The sequence below is a fragment of the Rhizobium sp. B21/90 genome, from assembly GCF_019355815.1.
GTDB classification, from domain to species: domain Bacteria; phylum Pseudomonadota; class Alphaproteobacteria; order Rhizobiales; family Rhizobiaceae; genus Rhizobium; species Rhizobium rhododendri.
This window is the reverse complement of the sequence record NZ_CP072162.1, coordinates 890001-902627: the sequence shown is the minus strand read 5'-3', so window position 1 is coordinate 902627 and position 12627 is coordinate 890001. Positions and strand designations below refer to the sequence as shown.

The window sequence follows — 12627 nt, the reverse complement described above, 5'->3', positions numbered from 1 at the left end:
CCGAAACGCGATCCGGGAGCCACTCGCACGACATTTCGCGACAACCCGGCGAAACTTTAAATGGCCGTGCGGCTGTTATTCAACTGACATGAGCGAGCACTAGAGAGAGCGGCAAGAAGCGCCGGCCTCCTCTGGAGCGCCGCTCACCGAAGGCGCTTCCATCTTTATTTCGGAGACGCCGCATGAAAATCATCCAGATTACCGACACCCATGTCAGCCCCGGAAAGCCGCATTTCAACGGCAACTGGGAACCACTGGCACGCTGGATCAACGACAGCGGCGCCGATCTCGTCATCCACACCGGCGACCTCAGCGTCGACGGCGCCGACAAGGACGAGGACCTCGTCTTCTCGATGGATCTGATGCGGCAGGTCGCCGTGCCGATGCTGATTGTCCCCGGCAATCATGATGTCGGCCATCTCCCTGGTTCGGCCCAGCCCGTCAATGCCGAGCGGCTGGCCCGCTGGCGGCGCCTCGTCGGCCCCGACCGCTGGGTTGAAGATCGAGGCAATTGGCGTCTGATCGGCCTCAACAGCCAGTTGATGGGCTTTGAGGATGGCGAGGACGAAGCCCAGTTCGAATGGCTGCAAACAACGCTTGCCAGCCGGGGCGACCGCCGCGTCGCGATCTTCGCCCACAAGCCGCTCTTCGTCGACACGCCGGACGAGGGCGACACCGGCTACTGGAGCGTCCGGCCGACCCCGCGTCAGCGCCTCTACGATCTGATTGCCGCCCATGATGTTGCGCTGTTTGGCAGCGGTCACCTGCACTGGGCCTGGAAGGGCGGCTTCAGCACTACCGCCACCGTCTGGGCACCGCCCGCCGCCTTCATCCTCGACAAGATGGAACGGGAAATGCCTGGCGAACGCTTTGTCGGCGCCGCTATCCACACGTTTGCCGATGACGTCACCACCGAGCTTGTCGCGGTTCCCGGCATGACCGCCTATTTCCTCGACGATGTCGTCGAGGAGGTTTATCCCCAGGCAGCCCACAAGGTCGTCCGGGATGCGGCCCAATGAGCGCGCTCTCCCTTTCTGGCATAACCAAATCCTTCGGTGACACCGCCATTCTCAAGGGCGTCAGCCTCGAGGTCGAGCCGGGCGAGTTCATCGCGCTGGTAGGCCCTTCCGGCTGCGGCAAGAGTACGCTGCTGCGCATCCTCGCAGGCCTCGATCATGCCGATAGCGGCGAGATCGTCATCGGCGGCAAGGAAATGTCCGGGACGGCGGCGGCCGACCGCAACATTGCGATGGTCTTCCAGTCCTACGCCCTCTATCCGCACCTGACCGCTGGCCAGAACATCGCGGTGCCGCTCGCCATGCGCCGGCTGTCTCGCAGCCAGCGCCTGCCCCTCATCGGCAACTTGATGCCCGGCCAGCGCAGCACCCGCAAGACGATCCAGGGCGACGTCGCCGAAATGGCGCGTTCGCTGAAGATCGACCACCTGCTCGATCGCAAGCCCGGCCAGATGTCCGGCGGCCAAAGGCAACGCGTCGCGCTGGCCCGTGCCATGGTCCGCCAGCCGAGCGTCTTCCTGATGGATGAGCCGCTGTCCAACCTCGACGCCAACCTGCGCGTCCATGCCCGCGGCGAGATCGTCGATCTCCACCGTCGCGCCGGTGTGCCGACGGTCTACGTCACCCACGACCAGGCCGAGGCCCTGTCTATGGCCGACCGCGTCGCCGTCATGATCGGCGGCAACTTGCTGCAGCTTGCCACGCCGCAGGTCATCTATGACGACCCGGCCCATGTCGATGTTGCCCGCTTCGTCGGCCAGCCACGCATCAACCTGGTTCCGGCGCTGGCCGAGAACGGCATCGTCTCGTTCGGCGGCATCCGCATGACGCTCGCCGACAGCCACGTCGATGGCACCGACGTCACCATCGGCATTCGCCCCGAGTTCGTGCGCCTGTCGGACGTCGGCAAGGATGCGCTTTCCGCCCGTGTCGAGCGCGTCGAATTCCTCGGCTCCGAGGTCATCGTCTACTGCAAGCTCGACGCCATCGGTGAAATCATGATCGCCAAGCTGACGCCGGCCGAAGCATCCGGCATTGCCGTCGGCAAGCCGGTGGGAATGATCCTCTCACCCGACCGGGCAATGGTCTTTGCTGCTAATGGAAAACGCCTCGCCGCCGCTCACGTCAGCGTCGACGCAGTGCGGGAGCACGCCCATGGCTAGCATCGCCTTCGACGCCGTTCCCGCAAAGAGGACGGCCGACATTCACGCCCGCAGCGAAGCGCGCACCGCCTGGCTGCTCGCCTCGCCGGCCATCGTCTTGATGGTAGTCTTCGTGCTCTTGCCGGTGATTGCCGTCATCGGTCTCGGCTTTACCAATTTCGAACTCGGCATCGACAAGTTCCGCTTCGTCGGCCTGGACAACTACGCCCACCTCTTCAGCGACCGTACCTTCAAGAAGTCGTTGTGGAATACGACGGTCTACACGGCCATCGTCGCGCCGGTCTCCATCATCCTCGGCCTTGGCGTAGCGCTACTGATCGAGAGCGAGACGACGGCGCGCAGTTTCTTCCGCACCGCCTATTTCCTGCCGGTCGCCTCGCTGATCGTCGCCATGGCGACCGTCTGGCAATATCTGTTCCACCCGACCATCGGCCCCATCAACGCCATGCTGGCCATGGTCGGCCTTCCCGGCCCGAACTGGCTGGGCTCTGCCGGCACCGTGCTCTACAGCCTGTCGATCATCGGGGTCTGGCAATCGGTCGGCTTCAACATGGTGCTGTTCCTAGCTGGTCTCACCGCCATCCCGCGCGAGCTCTATGCCGCTGCCGAAGTCGACGGCGCACGCTCGGCGATCGATCGGTTCCGGCTTGTCACCTGGCCGATGCTGGCGCCGACGACGCTGTTCGTCACCACCATCAGCATCATCAATGCCGTCAAGGTGTTCGAGACGGTCCAGACGTTGACAGAAGGCGGCCCAAACCGGGCGTCGGAAGTCCTGCTCTTCACCATCTATCACGAAGGTTTCGTCTACCTGCATGTCGGCTATGCGTCGGCAATGACCGTCGTCTTCCTCGTCATCCTGATGGTGCTCACCTTCCTGCAGTACAACGTCCTCGACAAGCGGGTGCACTACTCATGAGCACAGCCACCTTTTCAACGGGCCGCGCCATCCGCCTGACCGTGCTGTCGCTCGGTGCGCTGGTCTTCCTATCTCCCTACATCTTCATGCTGTCGGCGGCCGGCAAGACGCAGAGCGAGATCTTCACCTCGGCGCTGTCGTTGATACCGCAGACCTTCTATTACGTCGCCAACTTCACCAAGGCGTTCAGCCGGGTGCCGATGGGCACGCTGTTGTGGAACGGCGTTCTCGTCTGCGGCCTGATCTTCTTTTTCCAGGTCATCGTCGCAATCCCCTGCGCCTACGCCATGGCCAAACTCAAGTTCCGCGCTGCAAAACTGATGATGGCGATGGTCATGCTCGGGCTGCTGGTGCCAATCCACGCGACGGCACTGCCGCTCTACGTCGCCTTCGACAGCGCCTCGCTGCTCAACAGCTACACCGCGCTCGTGGCGCCGTTCTCGATCTCGGTCTTTGCGATCTTCATGTTCCTGCAATTCTTCCGCGCCATGCCGGACGACCTGATCCATGCGGCCCGCCTCGACGGCATGTCGGAAATCGGCATCGTCGCCCGCGTCATCGTGCCGAATGCCTGGCCTGCCGTCACCGCCTTCGCGATCTTCTCGGTGGTTGCCCACTGGAACGATCTCTACTGGCCGCTGATCGTCATCAGCAAGCAGGGCTTTGCCACGCCGCCGCTCGGGCTGATGTATTTCCGCGCCGCCGAAGCCGGCGACGACTACGGCGCGCTGATGGCCGCCACCATGGTCATAACCCTTCCCCTCGTTGCCGCCTTCCTGCTCGCGCAAAAGCGCTTCGTCGAGGGAATTACCATGACCGGTCTCAAAGGCTGACCGGTCGTCAAACAGGAGAACGCTCGATGAAATATTTCACCAAGCTCGTTGCCGCCGCTGCCATCGCGATGGCCGTGTCGGTGCCGGCCTATGCCGAAACCACGCTGACGGTGCATTACCCGATGCCCGGCTTCTTCAAGGACGTGATGGACACGATCTCGAAGAAGTTCATGGAAGAAAACCCTGATATCAAGATCCAGTTTGCCAGCCCGTCGGCCACCTACGAAGACGGCATCCAGACGATCCTGCGCCAGGCCGGTACTGACGCCATGCCCGATGTCACCTTCATCGGCCTCAACAGGCTCCGGATGATCTCCGAGCGCAACGTTGCCCTCGACCTCGGACCGCTGATCAAGAAGGACGGCAACATGGCCGAGGAAGGCTTCTCGGACACGATCCTGAAGCTCGCCCAGGTCAACGGCAAACAGCTCGGTCTCGCCTTCGCCACCTCAACCCCGATCATGTACTACAATGCCGATCTGGTGAAGGCTGCCGGCGGTAATCCCGACGTCCCGCCGACCACCTGGGACGAAGTCATTGCTCTCGGCGGCAAGATCAAGGCGCTCGGCAACGGCGTCGATGGTATCGATTTCCGCTGGCAGGGCGACGACTGGATGTTCTCCGCACTGCTGTTCGGCAACGGCGGCACGATGCTGAATGCCGACGAGACCAAGGTCGCATTCAACGGTCCTGAAGGCCTGAAGGCTGCCGAAACCCTGCAGCGCATGGTCAAGGAAGGCGGCCTCCCCGTCTTCACCAAGTCCGCCGGAGAACAGGCCTTCGCCGCTGGCAAGGTCGGCTTCGAGTTCCAGACGACAGGCGCTCTGCGCAATACTATCAAGAATGTCGGCACCAAGTTCGACCTGCGTACCGCCAAGCTGCCTTTGCTCGATCCGGCCAAGGGCCACCTGCCGACCGGCGGCAACGCTGTTGTCATTCTTGCCAAGGACCCGGTCAAGCAGGAAGCCGCCTGGAAGTTCGCCAAGTTCGCCGCCGGCCCCTATGGCGCCTCGGTCGTCGTCCCCGGTACCGGCTATGTCCCGAACAACGAACTCGCCGCCAAGTCCGACAAGTATCTCGGCCAGTTCTACAAGCAGAACCCGCTGTTCCAGGCCGGCCTCAACCAGATGTCGTTGATGATCCCATGGTACGCCTTCCCCGGCTCCAACGGCGTCAAGGTCACCCAGACCATCGTCGATAACCTGTCGCGCATCGTCGACGGTTCGGCCGAACCCAAGGAAGCCCTCGACGACGCAGCCGCCGACGTCGAAGGCATGCTGCCTCGCAGCTAAGCCAGACAGGCTATGGCATGATTAGCGCCGTCTTCCGAAAGGGAGGCGGCGTTTTGCTGGGACCAAGCTGGCTTCGGAGACTGCTGCCTCTACCCGCGGCGCTCCCATCTCTCAAACGGTATGAGACCGCAAAGCACAAGAGACAGAGCCGGCACGAGCGGCAGAATTCATGACGTCGACGAACCGGACGTTGGTATCTTATTTGCGAGCTGTGTAGCTGACCGACAAGAGATCACCGGTCTGGCTGAGTTCGACAACATCCCCCGCTCGCTCCCAGTCGGCGATTAGACCGAGCTCGAATTTGTCGAGCTTGGAGGGCTTGCCGAAATGGGAAAAAAAGGCGCTGAGCAGCGCTGCTCCGTCACCTGGTGCATAAAGCGAGCACGTTCGGGTTGAAACCGGTCCTGTCGAAGTCCAGAACGAGAGGAGGCCGTCGCTATCTTTTGCGCCGCGCCGCCAACCGACAACGTCGACCGATCCGCCGTTGTAGTTCTCGAAGCTCTTCTTCCAAGCCTTGTCCTCCACCGGTTGCCATCCCAACACATCACCTTTCTTCGAGGCCTCGACAACAGTTGAGGATTCGCAGATGTCGATGAGCTGATCGGAAGTGAGAGGCGTGGGTTGCTGTGCGGCCGAAACCGTTGCGGCGACAGCGACTATGAACGAAAGGGTTCTAAGCACACGAAACTCCGGACGGGACCATCTCGCAACGCACCTAGTGCAGACGCGCATCATGTCATAGACAGACAGAAAAATCAGATGGTCTCCTAAACAATGACCCGAGGTAGACCCGCCACGGTTTTGCGCAGGGAGGGACGCCGGCGCTCGTGACAAAAAAGCCCATTCACCGTGAGCCCAAGCGCTCACTACCGATGCGGACGCCGTCCAATGGATGCGGCGCCCCCCTCTGTCGACCTGGCCGACATCTCCCCCACAAGGGGGGAGATCAAGTCGCCGCGCCGGCTATCCGAAACAGTGACCTCAGGAATTCTGCGATGTCGAAGCCAGTGAGACAGGCAATGGCGCTCCAGCCAATCTCCCCCTTTGTGGGGGAGATGCCCGACATGGCAGAGGGGGGTGAAGCCCCAGAGACGATCTCGCCCGCAACCAGCCAAGCCCCAGAACAAAAAAGCCGCCGTCCTTTCAGACAGCGGCTTCATATTAACAGTGAGCCCAAGGTTACTTCCCGGCGCGCACGCCGTCGAGAAGGTGCGGCAGCGTCTTCACGCCGTCGTTGCTGAGTTCCGGCGGCAGCAGGCCGTCCGGGAGGTCCTGGTAGGAGACCGGGCGCAGGTAGCGGCGGATGGCCATGGTGCCGACCGAGGTGGTGCGGCTGTCCGAGGTGGCCGGGAACGGGCCGCCATGCACCATGGCATGGCTGACTTCGACGCCCGTTGGCCATCCATTGGCGAGAATGCGACCAACCTTGCGTTCGAGCACCGGCAGCAGCTTGCGCGCATCGTCATGGTCGGCGGGGTCGAGATGCAGCGTTGCCGTCAGCTGGCCTTCCAGCTTCTCGGCAATCGCCACCATCTGCGCCACGTCCTTGCAATGGACAAGCAGGCTGGCGGCACCGAAAACTTCGTTGCCGAGGCTTTCGTCTGCCATGAAGTGCTCGGCGTCGGTCTCGAAGAAGATCGCCGGGCTGCGGTTGGCGCCTTCGGCAGGCTTGCCCTGGGCGACCGTCTTGACGGCCTCGTTGCCGGCAAAGGCAGCGACGCCCTTGTCATAAGCAGCGTGGATGCCGGGGGTCAGCATCGGGGCAGGTACGCTTTCGGTAAGCGTACCGGTGGCAGCAGCGATGAAGGTGTCGAGGTCGGGGCCGTCGACCGCAAACATCAGGCCCGGGTTGGTGCAGAACTGGCCGGCACCCATGGTCAATGAGCCGACGAAAGCCTTGCCGAGCGCTTCAGCGCGGGCGGCAAGCGCTGCCGGGAACAGATAGACCGGGTTGACGCTGCTCATTTCGGCATAGACCGGGATAGGCTCGGGACGGGCAGCGGCAATGGCTGCAAGCGCCAGGCCACCGGCACGCGAACCGGTAAAGCCGACTGCCTTGATGTGCGGGTTCTTCACGAGCGCAGCACCGGTTTCATTGGCACCGGTGACCAGCGAGAACACGCCCTCCGGCAGGCCGCAGGAGGCAACGGCAGCGCGGATGGCGCGGCCGACCAGTTCGCCGGTACCGGGGTGGGCAAGGTGGCCCTTGACGACAACGGGGCAACCGGCGGCAAGCGCCGACGCCGTGTCACCGCCGGCGACCGAGAAGGCGAGCGGAAAGTTGCTGGCGCCGAATACGGCGACCGGGCCGAGCGGGATCTGGCGCAGGCGCAGGTCCGGGCGCGGCAACGGCTGGCGCTCAGGCAGGGCCGGATCGACGCGCAGGTCGAGCCACTCGCCGGCACGCACGACAGACGCGAAGAGACGCAGCTGGCCGACGGTGCGGCCACGCTCGCCGGTGAGGCGGGCGAGCGGCAGGCCGGTTTCGGCATGCGCACGCTCGAGCAGCTGGTCACCGATCTCGAGGATATTGGCGGCGATGGTTTCGAGGAAGACGGCGCGGGCCTCAAGGCTCACGGCGCGGTAGGCGTCGAGAGCCGCCGCTGCCAGATCGCAGGCACGATCGACATCGGCAACACTGGCGACGGCGAAGGCCGGTTCCAAGTTTTCGCCGGTGGCAGGATTGATGGCGCGCACGGTTCTATTGTCGCCGGTGGAATCGGCGCCGATCAGAAGGTCGCCCTTGATGTCGAATGCCTGGGTCATGAAATTTCCTCGAGTGTTTGGAGGACGCCGCGAAATGCGCCCGGAAGCCGGATATCAATATCGGATGACAGCTATAAGATGATGGCCCGCGCTGCAAGTTCAAGTCGCGCATCGGGGTAAGTCATCGTCAACGATCGCGTGGCGTCAGGGATGGAACTGTGCCGGCGTTCGTGCGACTGTAACGCCAGCTCAGCCTCGGCCGCGCACCTCGTTTCTTTCCGCGTAGACGATTGGTCCCTCATGACGTTCGAAGATATCGCCAATCCGGTCGTCCAGTTCTGTTTCGTCATGATCGTCGGTTTTGTTGTCAGCCGTATCCTGCTGCGCCGCCGGCAGGTCTGGCGTCTGGTTGCGCAGATCGCACTGTTCATCCTGCTGACAGTGGTGCTGCTCCACAACGACATCGTTCCCTATGAGAAAGCCGGACTGGAAACCTCGGTAACGCTGCGCATCTTTACGACCTTCGCCAAGATCGTCTGGTGGATCAATGGTGCCTGGACGCTGGTTGCCTTTGTCCGCGTGTTCCTGATCTTCGAGCGAAAGCCACGCGAGGGCCGGCTGCTGCAGGACCTCGTCGTCGGCGTCATCTATATGAGCGCCGGCCTTTCCATCGTCGCCGACGTCTTCGGTGTCCCCGTCGGCACGCTGCTCGCCACGTCGGGCGTATTTGCCATCATCCTCGGCCTCGCACTGCAGAGCACGCTGAACGACCTGTTTTCAGGCATCGCTCTCAACCTCGGCCGGCCCTATTCGGTCGGTGACTGGGTGGTGCTCGACGACGGGATGCAGGGAAAGGTGATCGAGACCAACTGGCGGGCCACCTATCTGTTGAACGGCACCAACGGCCTGATCGTCATTCCGAACAGCGCGCTGGCCAAGGCGCGGCTGACAAACCTGTCAAGCCCGGATGAACAGCACGGCGTCACCATCACAGTTCGCCTGGTGCCGACGACGGCCCCCAAGTTCATGGCAGAGGTCATGCGGAATGTCCTGCTCAGCAGCAATTCGATCCTCGCAAACCCGGCACCGTCGGTTTCCATAGATGCCCTGGACAGTCAGGCCGTACAGCTCGGCCTCTCCTTCAGCGTCAAGAACATCGCCATGACGACAACGGCCAAGAACGAGATCTTCGACCTGATCTACCGCCACGTCAAATCCTCCGGCTACAGGATGGCGCCGCCGGTGGGCAGCGGCATCTACGGCGATGCGGAGGCCTTGGCGGATACGGACAAAGTCCGCAAGATTAGCACTCCGCTCAGCCTGCTCAGCAATATCCCGCTGTTTGCGCCGTTGACATCGGAGGAAAAGGAGGCCCTTGCAGGCCAGATGACCCGGCGGACCTATCGCAAGGACACTGTCATCGCCGCCCAGGACAGCCAGCTTACGGCATTGATGATCGTGCGCACCGGCGTCGTCAGCATCACGCGCAGCGAGGACGGTCGCGAGATCGAGCTGACCCGGCTCGCGCCTGGCGACTGCTTCGGCGAAGGTGGCGTGCTGATGGGGGCAAACGAAGTCGGCAGCATCCGGGCGCTGACTTTCGTGGTCATCTACGAACTCGGCCAGGAACAACTGTCGCCCCTGCTGAAGGACAGGCCGATGATTGCCGAGGAGCTCGGCCAGATCATGTCGCAACGCATCGATGCTGAAAAACACCTGTTCGCCGGCAGCGGCGCCATCGGCAATGCACAGGGCGGTTCGCTCGCAACCCGCATCCGCAACCTGTTCCAGCTTCCGCACGATTGAAGCTTACGGAAGCAGCGCTGCCATCCAGTAGTTTGATGACGCGGAGACCTGTTAAAGAACAACGGAAAGATCTGCCTTACAGCCCTCTCAACGCAAACGCCCGGCTTCGTTGCCGGGCGCGCATATGTTTTACGGTAATCGGGAAGCGGCCAATCGCCGGCCGCCCGGATGCCCCTGATCAGTTTTGGCCGCGGGTAGCCTCGAACAGGAACCAGGCACGACGCTCGGCAAAATCCGTCCAGGTGTCGATGACGCCGCTGGTGGCGTTGTCCTTGGCGTCGTCGGCAAGTTCCTTGGCCTGGCGCAGCGCCTCGACCAGCGAGAGATTGTCGGCATGTAGCTCCTTCAGCATCGCAACCGGCCCAACGAACTCGGCATCGTTGTCCGATATCGACTGGTGACGCGCGATGTCGCCGACAGAACGTAGCGTGGTGGCGCCGATCTTGCGGACGCGCTCTGCGATGTCGTCGGTCGTGCCGATGATCTGGGCGGCCTGCTCGTCGAGCATCAGGTGATAATCGCGGAAATGCGGGCCCGACATATGCCAGTGGAAATTCTTGGTCTTCATATACAGCGCGAAGGTGTCCGCGAGGATACCGTTCAGCGCATCGGCGACCTTCGTCCTGTCGTTACGGCCGAGATCGGTGGGGGTTGCGAGAGCTGCTGAGGATGCACTGTTCTTGGTCATGATCTTCCTCTGATATTTTGGCGCGGACCATCGCCCGCATCGGTAAATCTGTCATGTTCTCATTCCCGGATATCTGTCGGCGGATTGCGCGAGGGCAAGTGCCGCCATGCCGCTTCTCATTCCGGGTGGACACGCCGATAAGCACGCGACGCGGCAAAAGGTTCCTTGACCTCGAGGCTATATCGTCTTGACCTCTGCCGCAACAATGCCAGCTTTACAACGCATGCCATGCAGGCGCCGGAAAGGCCTTGCAGGCCATTGACGAAACGATCACAACGAAACCGCCACCTCCGATTTCCAATCCCCAAGGAACTGCCGATGTCTGCAACTGCGCCCGAGATACTGGCCGCCAAGGCCGATGACACACGCACCACACCCGCGCCGGCTGATCCCTGCGCTATGGTCCTGTTCGGAGCCGGTGGCGACCTGACCCGCCGCCTGGTCATTCCGGCGCTCTATAACCTGCTGCTGTCGAAGACCCTACCGGACAAATTTGCCCTGATCGGCGTCGACCTCGCCGATGGCAACGTCGAGAGCTGGGCCAAACGCCTGCGCGAAATGCTCGAGACTTTCATAGGCAACCGCTCTTCCGACTTCGACATAACCGCCATCGACGAGGCCGCCTGGACGACGCTGGTGTCGAAAATGGTCTATATCCAGGGTGACCTGACCAAGCCGGACCTTTATGCCGAGATTGGCAAGGCGCTGGAAGCCGCCAAGTCCGGTCATGACACCCAAGGCAACGCCATCTTCTATCTGGCAGTCGCCGGCCAGTTTTTCGGAACCGTCATCGATCAGCTGGGTGCGGCCGGTCTCGTGACCCAATCTGACGGATCGGATGGCGGGGCGAAGTTCTGGAGACGGGTCGTCATCGAAAAGCCCTTCGGCCACGATCTCGCCTCTTCGCAGGCCCTGAACGCGCAGATTCTGAAGGTCCTGAAGGAGGATCAGATCTACCGCATCGACCATTTCCTCGGAAAGGAAACGGTGCAGAACATCATGGCCTTCCGCTTTGCCAATGGCTTCTTCGAGCGCATCTGGAACCGCGATGCCATCGAGCAGGTGCAAATCACCGTGACGGAGACAGTCGGGGTCGAAACGCGCGGCAAATTCTACGAAAACACCGGCGCCCTGCGCGACATGGTCCCGAACCATCTCTTTACCTTGCTGTCGATGGTGGCAATGGAGCCGCCGACCTCCTTCGACGCCGCCTCCATCCGTTCGAAAAAGGCGGAAGTGGTCGAAGCCATCCGTCCGTGCCAGCCATCGGAAGCCGTGCGCGGCCAGTATGACGCCGGTTCGGTGCTCGGCAAGACCGCAGTTCCGTACCGATCCGAGGCCAATGTCGATCCGGCTTCGCGCATCGAGACCTACGTCGCCATGCAGTTGTCCATCGACAATCCGCGCTGGGAAGGTGTGCCTTTCTATGTGCGCACCGGCAAGCACCTGACCGAACGGCGGACCGAGATCGCCATCTCCTTCAAGGCAGCCCCCGGCCAGCCGTTCCACAAGGAAGGCGAGGCCCCGCAGCCAAACTGGCTGGTGCTGCGCACAGCACCCGACGAAGGCATATTTCTGTCCCTGCAGGTCAAGCAGCCCGGCCCGGAAATGGCGCTTGCCAATGTCGGCATGCTGTTTCGCTACGACGACTGGTTCGCCGATTTCCCGAATGTCGGCTACGAAACGCTGATCTATGATGTGATGGTCGGCGACGCCACGCTGTTCATGCGCGCCGACATGGTCGAGCAGGCCTGGCGGGTTGTCCAGCCGTTGCAGGACGCCTGGGCGAAGGAAGAACCGTCCTTCCCGAACTACGCCTCGGGCAGCGCCGGTCCGCAGGCATCCGACGATCTCCTCGCCCGCGCCGGCCACGCCTGGCGGACGCTAAAACCCTACGCTCCCAAGACCTGAACCAATCACCCGTAAACAAACCCGGGAGGCCGTACCGGCCTCCCCACGCCTACTCCATGAAACGATAATGCCCTCGAGGGAACGTTCCCTGCGGCAATCCGTTGTCCCGCAATTGGAAGGATGTGGCCATGGAATCCCGGTTTGCACAACGCCTGATGATGACCCTGATGGTCATAGGCTTCATCATGTCGGCAGCCTACGCCCTCAGCAGCTCCCGCCACCACAAGGACGCCGACCCACCAGCAGCCACATCCGAAGCACCTGCCGCGAACTGAACATTGGCTAGAACGCGA

At 62.3% G+C, this 12627-nt stretch carries 11 protein-coding genes; 8 read left to right on the top strand and 3 right to left on the bottom strand.

The annotated features are described in order from the left end of the window. Positions 1 to 182 precede the first annotated feature (182 nt). The 5 genes from J5278_RS04335 to J5278_RS04315 are packed head-to-tail and all read left to right on the top strand — an operon-like array spanning position 183 to position 5223. Complete coding sequence (locus J5278_RS04335; protein ID WP_209185020.1) at positions 183 to 1019, top strand: metallophosphoesterase; 837 nt, start codon at positions 183 to 185, stop codon at positions 1017 to 1019. Continuing rightward, entirely contained in the window at positions 1016 to 2179 is a 1164-nt protein-coding gene (locus J5278_RS04330; protein WP_209185021.1) for an ABC transporter ATP-binding protein, read from the top strand. The genes J5278_RS04335 and J5278_RS04330 overlap by 4 nt, the downstream gene beginning before the upstream one ends. Continuing rightward, entirely contained in the window at positions 2172 to 3098 is a 927-nt protein-coding gene (locus tag J5278_RS04325; protein WP_209185022.1) for a carbohydrate ABC transporter permease, read from the top strand. Before J5278_RS04330 ends, J5278_RS04325 begins: the two co-directional genes overlap by 8 nt. Then, the gene (locus J5278_RS04320) at positions 3095 to 3931 is read left to right on the top strand and encodes a carbohydrate ABC transporter permease (RefSeq protein ID WP_209185023.1); all 837 of its coding nucleotides are present in this window, start codon (positions 3095 to 3097) and stop codon (positions 3929 to 3931) included. Before J5278_RS04325 ends, J5278_RS04320 begins: the two co-directional genes overlap by 4 nt. Before the next feature lie 26 nt (positions 3932 to 3957). Then, entirely contained in the window at positions 3958 to 5223 is a 1266-nt protein-coding gene (locus tag J5278_RS04315) for an ABC transporter substrate-binding protein (protein WP_209185024.1), read from the top strand. A gap of 198 nt (positions 5224 to 5421) precedes the next feature. Here J5278_RS04315 and J5278_RS04310 read toward each other — a convergent pair whose 3' ends face one another. Then, a complete protein-coding gene (locus J5278_RS04310; protein ID WP_209185025.1) occupies positions 5422 to 5904 on the bottom strand; it encodes a hypothetical protein in 483 nt (160 codons plus the stop codon). A 498-nt stretch (positions 5905 to 6402) separates the two neighbouring features. Continuing rightward, positions 6403 to 7989: an aldehyde dehydrogenase (NADP(+)) gene (locus J5278_RS04305; RefSeq protein WP_209185026.1), complete on the bottom strand. Its 1587-nt coding sequence runs from the start codon at positions 7987 to 7989 to the stop codon at positions 6403 to 6405. A gap of 240 nt (positions 7990 to 8229) precedes the next feature. Here J5278_RS04305 and J5278_RS04300 point away from each other — a divergent pair, with 240 nt between their 5' ends. Next, positions 8230 to 9735, top strand: a complete 1506-nt coding sequence (locus tag J5278_RS04300; protein WP_209185027.1) for a cyclic nucleotide-binding domain-containing protein — start codon at positions 8230 to 8232, stop codon at positions 9733 to 9735. 178 nt (positions 9736 to 9913) lie between these two features. On the opposite strand, the gene J5278_RS04295 is transcribed toward J5278_RS04300, so the two are convergent. Further along, entirely contained in the window at positions 9914 to 10423 is a 510-nt protein-coding gene (locus tag J5278_RS04295; protein ID WP_209185028.1) for a Dps family protein, read from the bottom strand. Between the two features lie 318 nt (positions 10424 to 10741). Here J5278_RS04295 and zwf point away from each other — a divergent pair, with 318 nt between their 5' ends. Beyond that, positions 10742 to 12334 carry a glucose-6-phosphate dehydrogenase gene (gene zwf, locus J5278_RS04290; RefSeq protein ID WP_247749811.1) on the top strand — a complete coding sequence of 531 codons (1593 nt, stop codon included), beginning with the start codon at positions 10742 to 10744 and terminating at the stop codon, positions 12332 to 12334. A gap of 128 nt (positions 12335 to 12462) precedes the next feature. Further along, complete coding sequence (locus J5278_RS04285; protein ID WP_209185029.1) at positions 12463 to 12609, top strand: hypothetical protein; 147 nt, start codon at positions 12463 to 12465, stop codon at positions 12607 to 12609. The last annotated feature ends 18 nt before the right edge of the window (positions 12610 to 12627 follow it).